This is a genomic window from Pseudomonas sp. 3JA (genome assembly GCF_036961705.1).
GTDB lineage: Bacteria > Pseudomonadota > Gammaproteobacteria > Pseudomonadales > Pseudomonadaceae > Aquipseudomonas > Aquipseudomonas fluorescens_Q.
Map to the genome: position 1 here is coordinate 37965 of NZ_JBAMDJ010000014.1, position 21944 is coordinate 59908.

Sequence of the window (21944 nt, forward strand, 5' to 3'; positions counted from 1 at the left end):
TCGCGACCTACATCCCCTTGCGCCGCTCCGCCCGCGCCACCCGCTGCACTTCCTGACGCACCTCTTCCAAAACTTCCTGCACATACAAGATATGCCGGCTGGACACTTCCCGCGCCTGTTCGGCGTGCCCGTCCATGATGGCCTGGTACAACTCCCGGTGCTGGCTGATCAGCATGTCGCGGGTTTCACTGCGCTGCTTGTACATGCCGCCGATGTTGGTCACCACGTTGCGCTTGAGCAGGTCGAACAAGCCGCGAATCGTGTGCAGCAACACCGCGTTATGACTGGCCTCGGCGATCGCCAGGTGAAACCGGGCATCCGCCGCGCCCTCCTCCGCCCGGCTGACCTCGTCGTGGCGCGAGTAACAATCCTGCAACTCGTCGAATGCCGCCGTCAGCCGCTCGCGATCCACATCCGTGGCCCGCTGCGCCGCGTAATAAGCACAGGACGCTTCCAGGGTGTGACGGAACTCCAGCAAGTCACGCTGCGCTTCGGGATTGCTTTCCAAAAGCTGCAGCAGCGGATCACTGAACGTCGAGCCCAGCGACTCCACCACATAGTTGCCGCCGCCCTGGCGACTGACCAACAAGCCTTTGGCCGCTAGCTTCTGGATCGCCTCGCGCAACGAAGGGCGTGACACACCGAACTGCTCAGCCAGGGTCCGTTCGGCCGGCAGCCGCTCACCGGACTTGAGCGTGCCCTCAAGGATCATGCCTTCAAGCCGCTCGACAATATCGTCAGACAAACGGCGCTGACGAATCTGATCAAACCCCATAACTCAATTCTCCACGATCCCGACCGCTCGCCGGGCCCTCTATTCTGGCCCATCCGGGCTTTATCCACACCCAGTAAAAGCCGCTTCTACCAACGGATCAGATGCCATCTGCACCGCTTATTCGACGAAAGTTTCAGGGCGGCAAATTGACACACGACAACCAAGGCTTTTACCCTGGCCAACAGCGATTGTAAATTGGTATTACCAATTAACCAAATCCGCTGGCAGTGCCTGACCAACAACAATTAGGGGCCCACCCATGATGCAAACCTGGCAACAGCTCTACAGCCCGCTCGGCAGCCTCGGCTTGTCCGCACTCGCGGCCGTCATTCCCATCGTATTTTTCTTCCTGGCCCTGGCGGTGTTTCGCCTCAAGGGACATGTGGCCGGCAGCATTACCCTGGCCCTGGCGATCGCCGTGGCGATTTTCGCGTTCAATATGCCCGCCGACATGGCCTTCGCAGCCGCCGGCTATGGCTTTGCCTACGGTCTGTGGCCCATCGCCTGGATCATCGTCGCCGCCGTATTCCTCTACAAACTGACGGTCAAGAGCGGCCAGTTCGAGGTGATTCGCAGCTCAGTGCTGTCGATTACCGATGACCAACGCCTGCAAGTGCTGCTGATCGGCTTTTGCTTCGGCGCGTTCCTGGAAGGGGCCGCCGGTTTCGGTGCCCCGGTGGCGATCACTGCCGCCCTGCTGGTCGGCCTGGGCTTCAACCCCCTGTATGCCGCAGGCCTGTGCCTGATCGCTAACACCGCCCCGGTCGCGTTCGGCGCGTTGGGCATTCCGATCATCGTGGCCGGTCAGGTTACCGGGATCGACGCCTTCAAGATCGGCGCCATGACCGGTCGCCAACTGCCCCTGCTGTCGCTGTTCGTGCCGTTCTGGCTGGTGTTCATGATGGACGGTCTGCGCGGCGTGCGGGAAACCTGGCCAGCAGCGCTGGTGGCCGGCTTGAGCTTCGCCATCACCCAGTACTTCACCTCCAACTTCATCGGCCCGGAACTGCCGGACATCACCTCCGCCCTGGCCAGCCTGATTTCCCTGACGCTGTTCCTGAAAGTCTGGCAGCCCAAGCGCACCGCCGGCGCCCAGATTGCCGGCGCCACCTCCAGCGCAACGGTCACCGCCAGCGTCGGCGGTTTCGGCCAACCGCGCAGCACCGTGGTCTCGCCCTACAGCCTGGGAGAAATCATCAAAGCCTGGTCGCCGTTCCTGATCCTGACCGTATTGGTGACGATCTGGACCCTCAAGCCGTTCAAGGCAATGTTCGCTGCGGGCGGTTCGATGTACGGCTGGGTGTTCAACTTCGCCATCCCGCACCTGGACCAGATGGTGATCAAGGTCGCGCCCATCGTGATCAACCCCACTGCCATTCCGGCCGTGTTCAAGCTTGATCCGATTTCCGCCACCGGCACGGCGATTTTCTTCTCCGCATTGATCTCGATGCTGGTGCTGAAGATCAATATCAAAACTGGTCTTACCACTTTTAAAGAGACACTTTTCGAGCTGCGCTGGCCGATCCTGTCCATCGGCATGGTGCTGGCATTCGCCTTCGTCACCAACTACTCGGGCATGTCGTCGACCATGGCCCTGGTGCTGGCCGGCACGGGCGCGGCGTTCCCGTTCTTCTCGCCGTTCCTGGGTTGGCTGGGCGTGTTCCTGACCGGTTCCGATACGTCGTCCAACGCCTTGTTCAGCTCGCTGCAAGCCACCACCGCGCACCAGCTCGGCGTCAACGACACCTTGCTCGTGGCGGCCAATACCAGCGGCGGCGTGACCGGCAAGATGATTTCGCCACAATCGATCGCGGTGGCCTGCGCGGCGACCGGGCTGGTGGGCAAGGAATCGGATCTGTTCCGTTTCACCCTCAAACACAGCCTATTCTTTGCAACGATTGTCGGCCTGATCACGTTGGCCCAGGCCTACTGGTTTACCGGCATGCTGGTTCATTAAGTCCTACACGCAACACTGAAAAAACCGACGCCGAACCGTGATTCGGCGTCTGCTATTCACCACCGGGTCTGCAAGGCTGCTGAAAGATTTCCTGTCTATATTCAGCAGCCTCAGCGGACGGATAACCGGGACCACCCGGAGACACGCCTGATGAGCGAGCTTTTTTATAACGCCGTGCCGAACGCGACCCGTGTCGCCCCGCCACTGCCCGAGCCTCGGCAGTACCCCAGCGAAAAACCGCAAAGGATCTACCTGTTCGGCACTTGCGTGGTCGACCTGTTCTATCCCGAAGCCGGGATGGATGCGATTCATCTGCTGGAGCGCGAAGGAATCCGGGTGGACTACCCGCAAGGGCAAAGCTGCTGCGGCCAACCGGCCTACACCTCGGGCTACACCGAGCAGGCGCGGACGGTGGCACGGGCGCAGTTGGCCCTGTTTGCCGAAGATTATCCGGTGGTCGTGCCCTCGGGCTCCTGCGCCGGCATGCTGCGCGAGCATTACGCCGATCTGTTCAAGGATGAGCCCGACACGCTCAAACAGGTTCAGGCCCTGGCGGCCCGGACCTATGAACTGGCTGAATTCCTGCTGTTCGTCTGCAAGGTGCAGTTGAACGATAGCGGCGAACCCGTGAAAGTCGCGCTGCACACGTCCTGCTCGGCACGGCGTGAAATGAACACCCATCTGCATGGCCGTGCGTTGTTGGCGCAGCTGCGCAATGTGGAGCGAGTTGAACACAGCCATGAAAGTGAATGCTGTGGCTTTGGTGGGACGTTCAGTGTTCGCATGCCGGATATTTCCGGCGCGATGGTGGCCGACAAGACCCGAGCGCTGAAGGAATCCGGCGCGCACAAGGTCATCAGTGCCGATTGTGGCTGCCTGATGAACATCAACGGCGCACTGGAAAAACAGCAGGAAGCGTTACGCGGCCAGCATCTGGCGAGCTTTCTCTGGCAGCGTAGCGGAGGTGTTGCATGAGCACGCCAACGCTGATCCCGACTGTAGAGGTGCAGGAAGATTTTCGCGCCCGGGCCCACAAGGCTTTGGACGACACGCAACTGCGAAACAACTTTCGCAGCGCGATGGATTCACTGATGACCAAACGGGCAACGTCTTTCAGCGATGCCCACGAAAGAGAACACCTGCGAGTGCTCGGCAATGCCGTCCGCGCCCGCGCGTTATCCAAGCTGCCGGACCTGCTCGAGCAACTTGAAACCAACCTGACCCGCAACGGTGTGAACGTGCACTGGGCGGAGACGGTGGACGAAGCCAATGGCATCGTCCTCTCGATCATCCGCGCTCACGAGGCGCGGCAAGTGATCAAGGGCAAATCGATGGTCAGCGAAGAGATGGAGATGAACCATTTCCTCGAGGCTCGGGACATTGAATGTCTCGAATCCGACATGGGGGAATACATCGTCCAGCTCGACCACGAGAAGCCTTCACACATCATTATGCCGGCGATCCACAAGAATGCCGGTCAGGTCGCGTCCTTGTTCCACGACAAACTCGGCGTGGAGTACACCAAGGACGTTGACCAACTCATTCAGATCGGTCGCAAGGTATTGCGGCAGAAATTCTTCGAGGCCGATATCGGCGTCTCCGGTGTCAACTTCGCCGTCGCTGAAACCGGCACGCTGCTGCTGGTGGAAAACGAAGGCAACGGACGCATGTCCACCACCGTGCCTCCCGTGCACATCGCTGTGACCGGCATCGAAAAAGTGGTGGAGAACCTGCGCGATGTCGTGCCGCTGCTCTCGCTGCTGACCCGCTCGGCCCTCGGCCAGCCCATCACCACCTACGTCAACATGATCTCCGGCCCGCGCAAGCCTGAGGAACTGGACGGCCCCCAGGAAGTCCACCTGATCCTGCTCGACAATGGTCGCAGCCAGGCGTTTGCCGACAGCGAACTGCGCCAGACGCTGAACTGCATCCGCTGCGGCGCCTGTATGAATCATTGCCCGGTCTATACCCGAATCGGCGGTCATGCCTACGGCGAGGTGTACCCGGGACCTATCGGAAAAATCATCACGCCGCACATGGTCGGCCTGGCCAAGGTGCCGGACCACCCGAGCGCCTCTTCGCTGTGCGGTGCCTGCGGTGAAGTGTGTCCGGTGAAGATTCCGATCCCGGCTTTGCTGCGGCGGTTGCGGGAAGAAAACGTCAAGGCGCCGGACAGCCCCCATCAGGTGATGCGCGGCCAGGGCAGCAAATACTCGTCCAAGGAACGCTTCATCTGGAATGCCTGGGCTCGGCTCAACAGTTCGCCACGGTTGTATCGGCTGTTCGGCTTCCTCGCCACGCGCCTGCGCGCCCTGGTGCCCAACAACGTCGGCCCCTGGACCCAGAACCACAGCGCCCCCAAACCCGCCGCCCGCTCATTGCATGACCTGGCCCGCGACCACCTGAACCAGCAGGGAGACCGCCGATGAGCGCCAAGGACAATATCCTCGCCAAGCTGCGTAAAAGCCTGACAGGCACCACGCCGGTTGCCGACAATTTCGATGTCGAACTGGTGACGCAAACCTACCGCTATGCGCCCGAGAAACGTATCCCGCAATTGCGCAAATTGATGGAAGCGGTGCACACCGAAATCCACCTGACGTCCGACGAAGGCTGGCCGACCCTGCTCGCGCAATTGCTGCGCGACCGTCAATTGCCGAGTCTGCTCATCGCCCCGACCACCGCGCACGGGCAAAAAATCACACAGCTCTGGGCGAACAATCCGGACCTGCCAACCCTCAAGGCTTACGATCGCCCCATAGAGGAATGGAAAGCCGAGTTGTTCAACGACACTCCCGCCAGCCTCACCGGCACCCTTGGCGCCATCGCCGCCACCGGCAGCCTGATTCTCTGGCCAACCCGGGAAGAACCGCGGCTGATGAGCCTGGTGCCACCGGTGCATTTCGCCCTGCTCAAGGCCAGCGAGATCCGTGACAACTTCTATGAAGTGCAGCAGGAATTCGAGTGGGCCCAAGGCATGCCCACCAACGCCCTGCTGGTATCGGGCCCGTCGAAAACCGCCGACATCGAGCAAGTCCTGGCCTACGGCGCCCATGGTCCGAAGGATCTGGTGGTTTTGATTCTGGAGGACCAATGACCCTTCCGGCCTCTTTCCTACACGACGTTCAACAACTGATCCCGCAAAAGCGCCGTTTCGACGATCCGCTGTCGACTTTGGCCTTCGGTACTGACGCCAGTTTCTATCGGCTGATTCCGAAACTAGTGGTACGCGTCGAATCCGAAGATGAAGTGATTGCCTTGCTGAAACTGGCCCAGCGCGACCAGGTGCCCGTCACCTTCCGCGCCGCCGGCACCAGCCTGTCCGGGCAAGCCATCAGCGACTCGGTGCTGATTGTGCTGGGGGATAACTGGAACGGTCGCGAGATCCGCGCGCAAGGCACGCAGATTCGCTTGCAGCCCGGCGTGATCGGCGCCCAGGCCAACGCCTGGCTGGCCCCGTTCGGACGCAAGATCGGCCCAGATCCGGCGTCGATCAACGCCTGCAAAATCGGCGGCATCGTCGCCAACAACGCCAGCGGCATGTGCTGCGGCACGGCGCAGAACACCTATCACACCCTGGCCGGCATCCGCCTGGTGCTGGCCGATGGCACGCACCTGGACACCGAAGACGACAGCAGCGTGGCGGCTTTTCGTACGAGCCATGGCGAGCTGCTGGAACGCCTGGCGACTCTGGGCCGCGAAACCCGCGCCAACACTGAACTGGCTGCGCGAATTCGACATAAATATCGTCTGAAAAATACCACCGGCCTGTCACTCAATGCCCTGGTGGATTTCGACGAGCCTGTGGATATCTTGAGCCACCTGCTGGTCGGCTCCGAAGGCACCCTCGGCTTCATCAGCGCGGTGACCTACAACACCGTTATCGACCATCCGAACAAAGCTTCGGCGCTGATCGTATTCCCGGACGTGGAAACCTGCTGCAACGCCGTCACCGTGCTGAAAAGCCAGCCAGTCTCGGCCGTGGAACTGCTGGACCGCCGCAGCCTGCGCTCGGTGCAGGACAAACCGGGCATGCCGGATTTCGTACAGCATCTGTCGATCAATGCCTGCGCCTTGCTCATCGAATCCCGCGCCGCTTCCTCGTCTTTACTGCAAGAACAACTGACCAGGATCATGGCCTCGCTGGCCGGCTTCCCGGTGGAAAAACAGGTCGACTTCACCGAAGACCCACGGGAAAACGCCCGGCTCTGGGCCATCCGCAAAGACACCTTTCCAGCGGTGGGCGCGGTCCGTAAAACCGGAACCACGGTGATCATCGAAGACGTGACCTTTCCGGTGGAACAACTCGCCATTGGCGTAAACCGCCTGATCGAGCTGTTCGACAAACATCACTACGACGAAGCGATCCTTTTCGGACACGCGCTGGAAGGTAATCTGCACTTCGTCTTCACCCAAGGCTTCAACAACCCTGAAGAAGTCGCACGCTACCAGGCGTTCATGGATGACGTGGCGCAGTTGGTGGCGGTGGAATTCGGCGGCTCGCTGAAAGCAGAGCACGGCACCGGGCGCAACATGGCGCCGTTCGTCGAGCTGGAATGGGGCAGCGATGCCTATCAACTGATGTGGCAGCTCAAACGCCTGCTCGATCCCAACGGCATCCTCAACCCGGACGTGGTGCTCAGCGAGGATCCGCAGATCCACCTCAAGCACCTCAAGCCGCTGCCGGCCGCCGATGAGATCGTGGACAAGTGCATCGAGTGTGGTTTCTGCGAACCCGTGTGTCCGTCCAAGGACCTGACCTTGAGCCCGCGCCAGCGCATCGTGATCTGGCGAGACATCCAGGCGAAGAAACGCGCCGGCACGGACACCGCCGAACTGGAACAGGCCTATCAATATCAAGGCATCGACACCTGCGCCGCGACGGGCCTGTGCGCGCAACGTTGCCCGGTAGGCATCAATACCGGCGAGCTGGTGAAAAAACTGCGCAGCCGTGAAGCTACGAAGACGAAAACCGCTAACTGGATTGAAGGAAATTTCGCCACCACGCTGCAAGGCGCACGCTTCGCCCTGCACGTGGCCAATGGTGCGCGGATGCTGCTAGGCGCCCCCCGCCTGGCGAAACTGTCGGCTTCGTTGACGCGGCTATCCAAAGGCCAGGTCCCACAGTGGACCAACGCCATGCCCCAGCCGGAAAAGGCCATCCGTTTCAGCCCTACCGTGTCGGATGAACGCCCGCGGGTGGTGTACCTGGCGGCTTGCGTATCGCGGGTCATGGGCCCGGCGGCCGAGGATAAAGAGCAGATGTCGCTGTATGAAAAGACCCAACGGCTGCTGGAAAAAGCCGGCTACCAAGTCGTCTTTCCCGACAACGTGGACAGCCTTTGCTGCGGCCAACCTTTCGCGTCCAAAGGCTACGCCGAACAAGCCGAGCACAAACGCCAGGAACTGATCGGCGCACTGCTGCACGCCAGCCGCGGCGGACTCGATCCGATCTATTGCGACACCAGCCCCTGCACGTTGCGCCTGGTCCAGGACCTCGGTGAGGTGCGCCTGGACCTGTATGACCCAGTGCGCTTCATCCGCACCCATCTGGTGGACCGTCTCGACTTCACTCCCCAAGAGGCGCCCATCGCGGTGCATGTCACGTGCAGCACCCAGCACCTTGGCGAAAGCCAGGCGCTGATCGACCTGGCGCGCAAGTGCAGTAAAAACGTGGTCATCCCGGAAGGCATCCATTGTTGCGGTTTCGCCGGCGACAAGGGTTTCTCCACACCCGAGCTGAACGCCCACTCGCTGCGCTCACTGAAGGACGCGGTACAGCATTGCAGCGAAGGGATTTCCACCAGCCGCACGTGTGAGATTGGTCTTACGCAGCACGGCGCAATCGATTACCACGGGCTGGTCTACCTGATCGATCGGGTCACCCAGGCCAGGGCGACCTGAAGAAAAATAGAACCCTGGCGCACGGGCACAGTCCACTGATCAAGTCCCGCAAACGCGGGACCTTCCAAAAACTGGTAGCCGTCCTGATGGCCAGCGATATCTGGGCCCTCAGTTCAAGGAGAGACACATGAAACGCTCTGTACTGCTAGGTCTGTTCGTTACTGCCTCGATGATGGCCTCCACTTCGTTCGCCGCAGACAAGCCGAACAGCCTGTGCGAGACCAATATCCAAACCATCAACAACGCCAAGACACAGTATCAGTCATCGGCCGATCTCAATGCCCGTGTGACAACCAGCGTACAGAGAGCACAGGCCCTCAAGGAGCAAGGCAAATTTGACGAATGCGTTGCTGAAACCCAGCAAACCATCCTGGAAATCAGAAAGACTTCTGACGGCACCAACAAATGACCGATAGGCAGGCTAACCTCCGGGTTGGCCTTGCCGGTAGATTGGCGTACACTCTGCACATGCCTGCCGCTCCCACAGATTCACGGAGTGACAGGTTCGGGGCCGTTTAGGATTCGACGCCGGTTGCGAAACTTTAGGTGCATGCCGAGTTGGTAACAGAACTCGTAAATCCACTGTTGCAACTTCTATAGTTGCCAATGACGAAACCTACGGGGACTTCGCTATCGCTGCGTAAGCAGCCTTAGCACTTCCCTTCTGGTACCTTCGGGTCCAGCAATCATTAGGGGATGTCTGTAAACCCAAAGTGATTGTCATATAGAACAGAATCGCCGTGCAGTACGTTGTGGACGAAGCGGCTAAAACTTACACAACTCGCCCAAAGCACCCTGCCCGTCGGGTCGCTGAGGGTTAACTTAATAGACACGGCTACGCATGTAGTACCGACAGCGGAGTACTGGCGGACGGGGGTTCAAATCCCCCCGGCTCCACCATTTCATCATCTAAAGACGTCCACGGACGTCTTTTTTTGTGCCTGAAATCTGGTGAAATTATGGGGCAGTGCCACCGGCCTCCGTAGGCGAACAAGCCGCGTCCCCCGTCAGCGCAAAACCATCAAACCAGAAAATAGGGCTTACGTCCTCAGCGATTTTGACTAGCTCCAATTGCGAGTCTGGGCCAATCGCTCTATGCAATAAAATGAAGCCGAGACTAGCTCAGCTCCTTGGATCGCCCACGTACCATTGACATTTTAACCTGACAGATAATTATTCTTTTGAAGATCGTGATTCTGTCTTTGTTAAATGCCGTCCAGGCGCACAGGGCCGGCTTTGCCGGCCCTGTGCGCCTGGACGGCACGATGCCTATTACATTTCGTCGGCTAACGTCTTGTAATCACAGCCCTTCACCTGCATGAGCCAACCGAATGTGCTGACCTCAAGCACAAGACTATTTTCACCCTGATGGGTACTTTCGTCATGATCAGCGGCCACCAGCATTCAAAAGACCTTAGCTTTGTGGAAATGATGAGCCTTAAAAGCAGCTCACGTGACCGTCAGGTTGATGCTGTCTATGCAGCTGACCCTCAGATGCTTGAAATGGCTGCTGCCCGTGCCAAAGCTGTCCTTCGTGGTAACTCTGGCCCAATCGCCCGCCCACAACGATTTTCTGCGCTTAGCAACTGATGCCCGAAGCGGTAAACGAAGACGCTCCGTTCGCCCTGCTTGAACGTTCAGAGCTCTTCGCTTTCCTGCTCGATCCAATTCAGCGCGTCTACCGTCCCTCAATTCAATCAGCTGTCACCGATTACGGCCTTGTGATCGTTGGCGGGCAATCGCTTACGCTTTGGACCCGGCAATACCTCATCGACGAAATGACAGGCGAGGATGTCGGATTCGTAACTAGCGATGACTTGGACTTTATCGGCAAGCCCAACTTCTATTGATTATTGTGCCCAGGCATACAATTTTCCTCCTCTCCTTTAGGAGAGAACCAGCGACTCAGTAAGCGTTCCAGGTCATCTATATAGGTGAACGCTACAGGTACCACTAGTAAGCTCAGAGCCGTTGAGGTAATCAATCCACCAATAACGGCGATGGCCATGGGTTGACGGAAGCTGGCATCAGCCCCCAGACCCAGCGCAATTGGCAGCATGCCAGCGATCATCGCCAATGTCGTCATGACAATAGGCCGGACACGTTTGTGACATGCGTTAACCAACGCTTCGAAAACGGACAGACGTTGCTGATGAATGCCCATCACCGCGTACTCTACTAGCAGGATAGAGTTTTTGGTCACAATGCCCATCAACATCACAAGACCTATCATGGACGGCAGGCTTAGCATGCCTCGGGTCACGAGCAGTGCGACAAAGGCCCCACCCACCGAAAGCGGGATGGCGAAGAGGATGGTCAGCGGCTGGAAGAAGTCACGGAATAGAAGCACCAGGACGCAGTACACGCAGAACAACCCAATAACAATGGCCATGCCGAATCCCCCCATCAGCTCAGCCATGATTTCCGCATCACCGGTTTCGATCAGCTTGACGCTGGTGGGCATTGCCTGGATCGCGGGTAAAGCTTTAGCCAGGTTCAGAGCCTGTCCTAACGGCATGCCGCCCAGGTCAGCAGTGACCGTGGCGTACCTGCGACGGTCATAACGATCGATCTGCGTAGGGCCACTCTCTACCGCAAGACTGGCAACACTGGACAACGGGACCAAGCCGTCGCGGCCGCGAACCCGAAGATTAGCTATCGTTTCCAGATCTTGTCTTGAGGTATCTGGAATGCGTACCTGAATCGCCACCTGACGGTTGTCCAGATTGAGCTTGGCCATTTTTGCGTCAAAGTCCCCATTGGTTGCAATGCGAACCGTTTCACCAATGGTTGATGTAGTCACACCACGTTCCGCTGCCTGCTGAGCGTCGGGGCGCACGATGATCTCGGGGCGCTCCAAGCTTGCCGTGGAGGTGATGTTGGCAAGACCTGGTACATCGCGCAGTTGCCGCTCCAGCGCCTGCGCCGTAGTTTTCAGCGCTGCTTTGTCGTCACTGGAGAGGATGAGCGACAGTTTCTCTCCCAGACCGCCGGAGCCCATTGAGAACCGGGCACCCGGCACCTCGAGCAGCGCGACACGTATCTGGTTCTCGATGTCAGCCTGGGCTGGACGCGTGCCGCGTGGGGAAAGCACCAACGTCATAGCAGCCCTGCGTAATTCTGCCGCTTGTGTCTGACCGCGACCCGCCGGTTGAGCGCCCCCCACGGTAGTCATTACATGCTCGATGCCAGGAATCCTTCCGATTGCGTGACTCACCGCCTCCGTCGTGACTCGGGTAGCAGCCAGATTACTGCCAGGGGGTAGTTCAATATTGATGTTGCTATAACCCTTATCGGAGGCTGGCATCAGACCTGTCTCAAGCAGCGGCACCACCGCTATCGAAGCCGCGAAAACGAGGACCGTACCTAACAACGTGAGGCGGCGATGGGTGAGGCACCAGCGCACCGCGCCAAGGTAGCGTGTCATCAGCACACCGTCCTTGGACTCCATTTGACCGCTATGGGTCTTGAGCAGGTAGGCCGCCATCATTGGGGTCAGCACCCTGGCCACAAGCAGTGACGAGAGCACCGCCACCACCGCTGTCCAGCCGAACTGCTTGAAGAACAGCCCGGGTATGCCACTCATCATGGCGGTTGGCAAAAACACCACCACCAGGGTCATGGTGGTCGCCATCACCGCCAAGGCAATTTCAGTCACCGCGTCACCGGCTGCCTGTTTGATCGGTTTGCCCATACGACTGTGGCGCTCGATGTTCTCAATCTCGACAATAGCGTCGTCCACCAAAATACCCACAATGACTGCCAACGCCAGAAGGGTCAGAGTGTTGAGCGAATAGCCAAGCCAACTCATGACCAGGAACGTAGGCAGGATAGACAAGGGTAAAGCAGAGGCAGAGATCAGCGTTGCACGCCAGTCGCGCAGGAACCACCAAACCACCAGGACGGCCAATAAAGCCCCCTCGTAGAGCATGTGCATCGATCCTTCGTACTGCTCATGCGTGTAGTCCACCGTTCCAGAAACCTTGGTAAAGCTGAGTCCTGGATCAGCGCCGTGAAGCTTGTCGAGCGCTTCGGCCACCCCGGCTGCCACGCGCGTTTCGTCAAAATCCTTGGCGCGGAATATCCTGAATCCGACAACGGGTTTGCCATCGAGCGTGGCGATCTGGGTGCGGTCCGCATAGCGATCCTTAACCACCGCTACCTGGTCCAGGTTGATGCGGCGACCATTGTCGAGCACCACGGGCAGGCTGTTCAATTCCGCAGCCGTGCGTACTGTCGCGATGGTACGCACCGCCTGCTCAGTACCACCCACCTGGCCTTTCCCGCCGGAGGACTCTTGCTCAACCGTTTTCAAGGCCCGTGATACATCGGCGGCTGTTGCCCCCATAGCGGCGAGGCTCGCAGGGTCCACTTCTACCAGCACTTGGCGCTGGACACCGCCGACCCGTTCGAACTTGCCGATACCGGGCACGCTCAGGATGGTCTTATTAAGGGTGTCGTCCACAAACCAGGACAGTGCCTCTTCGTCCATTCGCGTAGAGGCCACGGCGTATAGCAAGGTCGCTTCATCACCGCCCACCCGCACCGCACTGATCGAGGGTTGCTCCAGGTCGGTAGGCAAATCGGAACGAACTTTGTCCACCGCATCTTTGGTTTCAATCAGGGCATCGGAGAGTTTTTTCTCGAGGATGAACTCAACGTTAATCATGACCAATCCGTCGACGATGGATGTGCTGATGTGCTTGATGCCTGACAACGTCGCCAGGGAATCCTCGACCTTACGTGCGACCTCGGTCTCCATTTGGGCGGGCGCTGCACCTGGCTGCGTCAGAGAGATAACGACCGTTGGCAGATCAATGTCCGGCATGTTGGCGATTGGCAAGGCACGAAAGCCAAGGATTCCGGCCAGGGAAAGCAGGATGAAGAGCAGGATGGAGGGAATCGGGTTACGGATCGACCAAGTGGCAAAGTTCATTGTCTACTCCTGCGCTGCAACAGATGTTGCGGCAACATGCACCCAATCACCTTCGTTCAAGAAGCCGGCGCCCTGCACGGCCACCTTATCGCCGACATGAATGCCGGAAACGATCTCCACTTCGGTATTTTGCCGACGCCCCACCGTCACTGCCTGCATGACGATCCGGTCCCCCTTGAGCAACTTGGGAACATAGCTACGACCATCACGGATCACCACGCTCGCAGCAGGTACGACGACAGCGGAGCGTTCAGCCAATTCAACCGTGCCCTGCGGGTACATGCCCGCCCGAGCCATGCTGCCGGGCTCAATGTCGGCATAGACCATGCCGAGCCTCGTCTGGCCGTCCAGGCTTGGCGCCAGCTGGCGTACCACAGCTTCGGCTGAGGTACCGTCTGGTAATATCAGGTTGATGTGCTGACCGGGTTTTACTTGGGACAGTTGTACGGCAGTCAGTTCGCCACGCCACTCCAATCGATTTTGGCGAATCATGCGGAATAACTCTTGCCCATTGCTGTACACCGAGCCCACCGTGGCACTGCGGCCGCTGATAACGCCATCGTCAGGCGCTATCACTTTGGCGTAACGCAGTTGCAACAGGGTGCTCTGTAGCAATGCCTTCGCAACACCAGCCTGAGTCACGTACTGAAGCACGTCCTGTTCACTCATACCGCCCGTGCCCTTGAGTTGCAAAGCACGCTGGCGGTTGACTTCGGCCTGTTGCCAGGAAGTCTTGAGACGCGACTCGTCGGCCCCCAACAGGTCTGCATCGAAAGTAGCCAGCAGTTGCCCACGCTTCACGCGATCACCCACGTTCACGAAGATTTCAGCCAGTCTCAAACCCGATACCTGAGCGCCGATGACAGCCTCTTCCCAAGGCGCAATAGCGCCACTGGCTTGAAGGGTTATTGGCCATTGGACCCGGTTCGCAGTAGCGGCAGTGATCGTCAGGGCTGTGGCAGGCTGGATTGGCGCCGGAGTAACGGCGGCATCAGAGACGAAAAAAAAGACGCCGCCCACCATCACGCTGGCGCAAAGGGCAACGATGCTCATTGACTTGCGGCCGACGCCAGCAAATGCAAAAGACAAGTTATTCATGGGATGTGTTATCCGGAATGAGGGCGATAGCTGCGCCGGTAGCTTTGACTAGAGATATCCAGGCCTGAGCCTGATCGCGACGCGCAGAAATCTGCGCATCCTGTGCAGAGGCGAACTGGCGACGGCTGTCTTCGAGCTCGAACAAGCTGACGGCGCCGACCTTCCACTGAGCATCGCTGGCCTGCAGTGTGGTGCGAGCGGCGATCTCCCCTTCACGGGTCGACGAGACTCGGGATTCGGCCGATGCCTGAGCAGCGATGGCGTTTTCCACGTCCTGAACGGTCGTGCGCAATGTACTTTGCAAACTGGCTACGGCACGCCGGTACCGAGCGTCGGCGACCTTTACATTCGCAGCACCCGCACCGCCGTCGAACAGCGTGCCGGTCAGGCTGGGACCTATGGACCACGTGTTGAAATCCAGGCTGGAGCCTGCGGCTCGGACCCATTGACCGGTCAAGGCTGCCGTCAGATCAATGCGCGGCAGGCGATCGGCGCGGGCGACAGCAATATCCGCCCAGGCTGCGGCGACCTCTCGCTCAGCCGAGATAACATCGGGGTGTTGCGCCAGTACGGTCGCAGGCACTTCAGGTACAGCTGCCGGTGCTCTAGGCATGAACACGGGCACCGCATCCGGCGTCCGCGGTGCAACGCCTACCAGCGCCTGAACCCGGCTCGAACTCTGGCCACTGAGGGCGACCAAAGCGTTCACCTGGCGGGCGCACTGCTCTTGCTGAGTCGCCAGATTGGTACGGGACGTCGCGAGGCCGGTGAGTATACGAGCCTCGTCAACCGCAGCAGCAAAACCACTTTGAAGACGACGTCGCGTCAGCGCCAGGGTCTTTTCCCGGGAAGCGATGTCCTCAACCAGCACACGCCGACTGTTCTCGCAGGCACGCAGGATCAGCACATCATTCGCCACATCGGCTGCCAGAGTCAGTCGCGTTGAGGCAGCATCAGCCGTGCGGGCATCAAGGCGGTTTTGGGAGGCTTCAACCGATTCTTGAACCCGCCCGAAAAGATCAATCTCCCAGCTGAAGCTCGGCCCCGCCGAGGCCGAGGTGCTAAGCGCAGTCGTGCTAGAAGAAAAAGGAGAAGTGTTCCGGCTTTGATCCCGCGTCAAACTGGCGCTCGCATTAATGGTTGGCAGCGTAGCGGCGGTACTCACTCCCAGCGTCGCCCGTGCTTCGTCGATACGCATAAGCGCCTGGAGCAAAGTTGGGTTGTCAGCGAACGCCGCATCGATCAGCTTGTCGACAGCATCGTCCCCCAGGTCGTGCCACCAAGGCTTCGATGCCGGCGAATGCTGACTGTTCGCGGCGCCTGACTTTTCAGACCACACGGAGGGTATCGACAGGGTCGGTTTGGTGTAGGCCGGCTGCAACGAACAACCACCGGATACCAACATGGACGCGGCGAATGCATACATCGTCAAACGCCAGTACCACACCCACTCGGACGGACTATTCTCAGCATGACTGGCATTACTTATGATTCTGGAAGTCATCTCAGATAACCGAAAATAAAGCACGTTAAGACGTTAATGACAGTCGCAACGGCCGTAGCCGGCCACGTCGATCATGAAGTCGTCTGGTAGAGGGCAATCGCGATTTATCCTTTGCTTTCAAAGCAACCACGGAGTTTTCAGGTCTGCGTCAGTCAGGCAGTGAAAGGCGCCTGCGCCCCTCTAAGTAAGCGCTAGTGCGAAACCACGATATCGTTGATGGGGTAGCGCCACCGCTCCTCGATCCTTGCGTCATCCGCGCGATATCCAAGTGCAATCACCAGCGGAATCACAGCGCCCCGAGGAAGGCTGAGAAGTTTGGCTACCTGCGACGCGGAAAAGCCCTCCATCGGACAGGAGTCGATCCCTTTCGCAGCCGCGCCGAGCATGATTGTTTGAGCAGCGAAAATCGCATTGCGCGCGGCCCACTGACGACCGCCGATGTGCCCTATGGGAATCAGCGATAACGTCGGACGAATCAGCGCAGCGAGCAAAACAAGCGGTGACCAGAGTGCCGAAGAACCCAGTCCCAGAACTTTCTGAAACATACCTATTTGCTTGCGGTAATAAACCTTCGAGTCGGCGCCCAGCGCCGCCGAATCTTCAACATGTGCGAGCTGCGCCTTAGCGGTACGCAGGCCTAGCGCGGGGCTAGCCACTACGACAATAAAGTCTGCCGCTGACGCAGCCGCTTTCTGTCCATTGCAGGCCGCAGCGACTCTGACTTTCAAGGCCGGCTCTCGAATCCAGTGCAGCTCGTACGGTTGCATGTTCCCGCTGGAAGGTGCAAAAGCCGCTTCAGCGAGCAACGCATAAACTTCATCTTCGGGAATCGTCGTCGAGTTGAATTTACGGATTGCCCTGCGAAAGCGGTTCGCCGCCTGAAAACCGTCCCAAGGGAGTACGGGCTCTTGTGTATTCATGATTCAGATGCTCTCGATTCGTGAAGAGTGTTGTGTTTCCTCGTTTCAAATCGTAAGTTAAAGCTTATATTTTAAAAACTCGCGTTCTGGAGCGGCCCATGAGCAGAAGCCGAACGACCGTAAACCCGCGTAAACTCCCGGCCCAGGCACGCTCCCGCGCAACTGTCGAAGCCATTATTCAAGCGGCGACTTACATTTTGACCAAGGTCGGTTGGGAAGGCCTGACGACCAATGCGATTGCAGAGCGCGCGGGCGTCAATATTGGTTCGCTATATCAGTTCTTCCCGAATAAGGAAGCCGTGATCGCAGAGTTACAGCGACGTCATGTCGCTGCAACGCGAACTGATCTGCTTAACGCTTTGGAAGTTTTGCCAAGGCAGCCGTCTCTTCGAGAGGCGCTGACAATGATCGTAGAAATGATCGTCGTGGAGCATCGCATCGCGCCTGCTCTTCATAAGGCTATTCATGAAGAGCTACCACGTACCGTTCGGCAGGCAGATGATGAAAAAGATCATCTGCAGCGACAGTTCTCAGACGTCCTGAGGCCTTTCATGAAGAATGTTCCCGATCCGGATCTTTCGATTTACCTGATGGGCATCGCTGCGCATGCGATCATCCACACTGTTACCGCTGATCGACCACAATTGCTGGGTCATCAGAGCTTTATTACTGAGGTTGTCACCCTGCTTGAAAACTATCTTTACAGGCAAACGGATAATCAAGGGCAAAAGCTAAAAGCTTCTTGCGGACATCATTGAAGAGTTTGTTGTGACGTAAGTGGCAATGAAATGATTCGAGGTGCTAGGGAGATGGTTCAAGACACGATATTCAACAATACCGATGAGCCTTATGAACACGTTCATTAGATATATGCCTGACGGGCAAGGGCGATAGAAGCTTGCTACCCCGACGCTTCTGGTCCAGAGCGTGCAAAAATGTTCATGACCTCATCGTCTTGGATCATCGATGGTCGTTTCCTGAGCGATCAAGTGGAATGCCATTACGCAGGGTATTCCAAGAAAAAACGAAAACATACATTAACATTATAAATCAACAGCTTGAAGAACAAATTCAACTTACCCCGGCCTCTAAAGACATCCACGGACGTCTTTTTTTGTGCCTGAAACCCAGTGAAATCAAGGGTTTTAGAGCTACTGGGCTGGCTACTCGGCGTTGGTGCCGGCAGTGGCCATAGTATTTTTTGCGCGGGTTCCTTGGGGGAATGAGCGCGGGTTCAGGAAGTGAAGATGTGCGCCAGATACCGTTAGGCCGCTTTGCGGCCCTTCGCGGGCGAACCTGCTCCTACAGGTACTGCGCAATCTTGTAGGAGCAGGTTTGCTCGCGAAGGTCTGCAGGGCAGCCCAATTTGGCTCAACCGACTGGCACTACTCCTTGCCGAGCATCTTCATGCATTTGCCTCAAGCCGCGCAGGCGATGATGTCAGGGCATTCAGCTTGGCTTTCACGGTTTGCAGCTTGGCTTGGTTGGCACTGATGAAGCGCGAGCGCTCTTCCACCGTCTCGACAATCTTCTCAAACGCCTTGAGCTGCGGTGCGAAGAAGTCCAACAGCTTTTCGTCGTCAGCAATGATGTCGTAGATATCCTTGAAGGCGCTTTTGATCATCTCGGCAATCGACTCCTTGGCGCTCTTCAACTCCTGTTCCAGTTCATGCGCTTTATAGGCGTTGAGCAGGTCCGAGGTAAGTGTGATTGCAGCGCCTGCAGGGCCTGCCCACTTTGAAATGGCGCCGGCGATTTTGGTCGCTTGCCAAGGCTTGAATTTGATCGCCACGCCAGTCACTGCGCTGAGCGCATCGCGGGCTGCAAACACCGCCCCCTTGATGATGTCTGGGCTCAGGTTGGCAATGCCCTTGGCAGCCCCGCCCATCGACTTCAATGCACTGTCACCCATGGCATTGAGGAAGCTCTCGCTGGAGTTGAGCTGGCGGCCAATATCCTGAGAGATGCGGCTGGTTACTTTGGAAGACTGGTCGAAGGAGCGGTCAATTGCGCCCTTGATTTTCAGGTTCAACTTGAAGCCTACGCCATCTTCGGTGTAACCCAGCTCGTCCTCGAGGAATTCACGAATGTTTTCCAAGCCAAGCGGACGTAACTTGCCCAGCATGCCTTTCTCAAGGTTCTGAAGTTCTTCGAACAGCTCACCGGCCAGGCGTTTGACTTCACGACGACCCGATTCAATGTCTTGGGTGATACGTGCCGATTCTTCGGCATTCTGCTCGGCAAAAGCCTTGAGCCGCTCCAACTGTTCTTCGGCGCGCACCACATGCTGGCCGACGAGATCTCGCACTACATCCATGCCCGTCTTTGCAATCAGCACCGCAGGCACATTGTGCCGCAACACTTGCGTGGTCATGGCTTTGAGATCGTTGATGCGCGAGCGGCTTTCATAGTGCTCTGGCTTGCCAAACCAGAACGGCAGGCCGCGTCCATTCGGGTTGGAGGCCAGGCAGACGATATTCACCTTGGCCAGTTCATCCGGGCTCAGGTTGGCTGCACGCTGCAGTTTGCCTTTGAGGTTGTCCTTCTTGATCGTGGCCTGAGCATCGAACAGTACTTGCTCGGTGAGGTCAGTCACTTCGTCCATCTTGTTGATCACGAAAATGGTCGAGGACAGCTTGTTCAAGTCCCGCAGCACCCACTTGACGATGTCGTTGTGGCTTTCCTTGAGTGGGTTGGTGGCGTCCACGACATACAGAATCAGGTGCGCCTCGGAAATGTAGCGTTTGGTCAGGTCTTCATACATGACCTGCTCGCCGTCGACACTTTTTTCCTTGTCGCCGAACAGGCCGGGGGTGTCGACGATTTCGCACTTCTCCGGCAGCCCCTCTGGAGAATAAATTGCCAAGCGATCAGAGGATTCGTCCATGTTGATGTTCATGTCGGCCATGATCTTGCCCAGCCAAGCGGCAATAACGCTTGTCTTGCCGTCGGAGAAGGCACCCAGCAAGGCGATGCGCAGCACATCGGACTCAACGGCTTGTACTGCCGAGTCGATCTTTTGCAACTCGCTACCGACGTCGGCGCCCATCTCACCCAACTCGTCGAGCACCGCACGCAGCTGCTCCAGCCCCTTGAGCGCTGCCTGCTTCTCAACGTTGAACTGATTGAATTGTTCCATACGGCATGTTCTCCAACTGCTCTTTAATAAGGGTCATCAGCGCGATCTGCTGTTCGATGACGTCCAGAGGGCGCTTGAGCGACTCCTCAAGCTGCTGCACGCGGGGCAATACGGTTTCGTCAATGTGCTTGCGAACAGGGGTAAACAGCGTTTTGCGTTCTTCCTTCAAGGCGTTACGGGCTTCGGTGCATGCGTCATCGATCTTCTCCTGAACTTGCCCCTGTGCTTTGCGAATGCGTTTTTCCTTGCTGGTAAAGATGCTCAACACACTCACAAAGATGCCCACTACAGCGCCAGCAACGGCGCCGATCAGGTTGCCGATCACCGGAAACGCGGTGCCGATGCCTGCCCCAGCCAATGCGTAGGAGCCTATGTTGAAGGCCATCCACCCGTAGTCACCCAGTTCGAAGCCAAGGTCCAAGTCAGGTGTTTTGTAGTTGATATTCAGGGATTCGGCGTCATAGAGAAGCTGCTCGAACTCTACCCGTGCAACGTCTTCCATCAGGCGCTGGACGGCTTGATGCAGGTCCTGCCCCAAATCATTTAGGTAGGCTTCGAACTGCTCCTGGAGTTTCTCCTTGAGCTCATTCTGCCCACGCTTGAAAGCACGATTGATCTGGCTGGAAATAACGTCGTTTTCACCGAAGTTCTTTTCGACGATATCGTCGGCATCTTCCTTGAGGTCGTTGAAAAGGCTATCCCAAAGATTCCGCCTTCCCGCAACGACCAGCCGTTCGAATCGCTCCCGGGCCGCCTTGATCGCTTCGCGGCACTTCTCGAATTCCGGCTCAGTCCTGGCAACGAAGGCTTCATGGGTTGCGTGCAACGCTTGCAAGGTCGAAATATTCTCAACCAGCAATTCGTACACCTTGGTCTTGTTGCTTTCGATCATGTCCTCTCGGAACGTCGCGAGCTTGGTATGCAGCACCTTGGCGACGGACTTGATCTGGCTGAATTCATACATCTCTTTCGACGAGGCGAAGTGCTTCTGATAATTGCGCTGCTGAATCACCAGGTCCTGGCTACGGGCGGGGTCGATTGTGGTACGCCCAGTTTGCGCATCGTTCGCCAACGACGAAAATGCCAGCAGGCCCTGCACGTAGTGGCCTGTCTGTAAAACTTTGCTGCCCAGTACCGAACGCAGTACGTCCTCGGTCTGTTGCAACGCGGCGGTGGAGTCGCCGTGCGCAGTCAGTGACTCGCGGTCTTCCTCGAACTCGTAGGCGTCGGCATTGCCACGCACGTTGACCAAGGGGCACACCTGAGTCCCCAAACGTAGATAAGAACGAATTTTCTCTGCGGTGGCTTTCTCAGGCTTTTTATTGGTGCCGTTCACATAGAAAACGAGATGCGCCTTGGCTACGGCCTCGCGGACCATATGCGCATACTTGGCCTCGTCACCCTCAATACCAGGCACGTCGATCAACTGAAAGCGTTTGCCCTTGTAGTTCAGAGGGTAGAGCGTATTGCCCTTGGTGAAATCGGCTTCACCCGTGCCGATGATCGAGCCGTCTACACGATGTGCCTGGGCCTTCTTATGTTCATAAGCCAACAGATCGTCGTGCAGCCCTTTGAACTGCTGATTGAGCAGGCCATCCAGTGCAGGAGAGCGCGTCTCAATGCGTTGGAGAACCGGCGTGTCATCGGGGGAGACAGGCGAAGGGGTCGAGACGGCCTCATCGAACAACTCATCAAGTTCGTGCTGGGACAT

Annotated in this window: 15 protein-coding genes and 1 other RNA gene; 9 read left to right on the forward strand and 7 right to left on the reverse strand. The window is 57.9% G+C overall.

What is annotated here, in order from left to right; all coding sequences use genetic code 11:
• Positions 1–7 precede the first annotated feature (7 nt).
• Positions 8–775, reverse strand: a complete 768-nt coding sequence (locus V7773_RS13235) for an FCD domain-containing protein (RefSeq protein WP_072411334.1) — start codon at positions 773–775, stop codon at positions 8–10.
• A gap of 262 nt (positions 776–1037) precedes the next feature.
• Between V7773_RS13235 and V7773_RS13240 the strand changes: the two genes are divergently transcribed.
• From V7773_RS13240 to V7773_RS13275, 8 genes are all read left to right on the forward strand, one after another.
• Positions 1038–2732 carry a lactate permease LctP family transporter gene (locus V7773_RS13240; RefSeq protein ID WP_092347010.1) on the forward strand — a complete coding sequence of 565 codons (1695 nt, stop codon included), beginning with the start codon at positions 1038–1040 and terminating at the stop codon, positions 2730–2732.
• A 150-nt stretch (positions 2733–2882) separates the two neighbouring features.
• Complete coding sequence (locus tag V7773_RS13245; protein WP_336073762.1) at positions 2883–3707, forward strand: (Fe-S)-binding protein; 825 nt, start codon at positions 2883–2885, stop codon at positions 3705–3707.
• Entirely contained in the window at positions 3704–5161 is a 1458-nt protein-coding gene (locus V7773_RS13250) for a LutB/LldF family L-lactate oxidation iron-sulfur protein (protein ID WP_336073764.1), read from the forward strand. The genes V7773_RS13245 and V7773_RS13250 overlap by 4 nt, the downstream gene beginning before the upstream one ends.
• Positions 5158–5829, forward strand: a complete 672-nt coding sequence (locus V7773_RS13255) for a LutC/YkgG family protein (protein ID WP_336073765.1) — start codon at positions 5158–5160, stop codon at positions 5827–5829. Before V7773_RS13250 ends, V7773_RS13255 begins: the two co-directional genes overlap by 4 nt.
• A complete protein-coding gene (locus V7773_RS13260) occupies positions 5826–8636 on the forward strand; it encodes an FAD-binding and (Fe-S)-binding domain-containing protein (RefSeq protein WP_336073766.1) in 2811 nt (936 codons plus the stop codon). The genes V7773_RS13255 and V7773_RS13260 overlap by 4 nt, the downstream gene beginning before the upstream one ends.
• Before the next feature lie 127 nt (positions 8637–8763).
• A complete protein-coding gene (locus V7773_RS13265; RefSeq protein WP_336073767.1) occupies positions 8764–9045 on the forward strand; it encodes a hypothetical protein in 282 nt (93 codons plus the stop codon).
• Positions 9046–9143: 98 nt separating this feature from the next.
• Positions 9144–9536: a transfer-messenger RNA gene (gene ssrA / locus V7773_RS13270) on the forward strand.
• 689 nt (positions 9537–10225) lie between these two features.
• Positions 10226–10486, forward strand: a complete 261-nt coding sequence (locus tag V7773_RS13275; protein ID WP_336073769.1) for a hypothetical protein — start codon at positions 10226–10228, stop codon at positions 10484–10486.
• On the opposite strand, the gene V7773_RS13280 is transcribed toward V7773_RS13275, so the two are convergent.
• From V7773_RS13280 to V7773_RS13295, 4 genes are all read right to left on the reverse strand, one after another.
• Positions 10480–13572 (reverse strand): efflux RND transporter permease subunit, encoded by a 3093-nt coding sequence (locus V7773_RS13280; protein WP_336073771.1) that lies wholly within the window; start codon positions 13570–13572, stop codon positions 10480–10482. The genes V7773_RS13275 and V7773_RS13280 overlap by 7 nt on opposite strands.
• 3 nt (positions 13573–13575) lie before the next feature.
• A complete protein-coding gene (locus V7773_RS13285; protein WP_336073772.1) occupies positions 13576–14670 on the reverse strand; it encodes an efflux RND transporter periplasmic adaptor subunit in 1095 nt (364 codons plus the stop codon).
• The gene (locus V7773_RS13290; RefSeq protein WP_336073775.1) at positions 14663–16096 is read right to left on the reverse strand and encodes an efflux transporter outer membrane subunit; all 1434 of its coding nucleotides are present in this window, start codon (positions 16094–16096) and stop codon (positions 14663–14665) included. The genes V7773_RS13285 and V7773_RS13290 overlap by 8 nt, the downstream gene beginning before the upstream one ends.
• Positions 16097–16365: 269 nt before the next feature.
• Positions 16366–17094 (reverse strand): nitroreductase family protein, encoded by a 729-nt coding sequence (locus V7773_RS13295; RefSeq protein ID WP_336073777.1) that lies wholly within the window; start codon positions 17092–17094, stop codon positions 16366–16368.
• A 98-nt stretch (positions 17095–17192) separates the two neighbouring features.
• Here V7773_RS13295 and V7773_RS13300 point away from each other — a divergent pair, with 98 nt between their 5' ends.
• On the forward strand, positions 17193–17852 hold the full coding sequence (locus tag V7773_RS13300) for a TetR/AcrR family transcriptional regulator (protein WP_336073780.1): 660 nt from the start codon (positions 17193–17195) through the stop codon (positions 17850–17852).
• Between the two features lie 647 nt (positions 17853–18499).
• Here the strand turns inward: V7773_RS13300 and V7773_RS13305 are convergent.
• Together V7773_RS13305 and V7773_RS13310 are read right to left on the reverse strand one after the other, a co-directional pair.
• Positions 18500–20233, reverse strand: a complete 1734-nt coding sequence (locus V7773_RS13305; RefSeq protein ID WP_092462980.1) for a LeoA/HP0731 family dynamin-like GTPase — start codon at positions 20231–20233, stop codon at positions 18500–18502.
• Positions 20205–21944, reverse strand: a complete 1740-nt coding sequence (locus tag V7773_RS13310; protein ID WP_336073781.1) for a hypothetical protein — start codon at positions 21942–21944, stop codon at positions 20205–20207. Before V7773_RS13310 ends, V7773_RS13305 begins: the two co-directional genes overlap by 29 nt.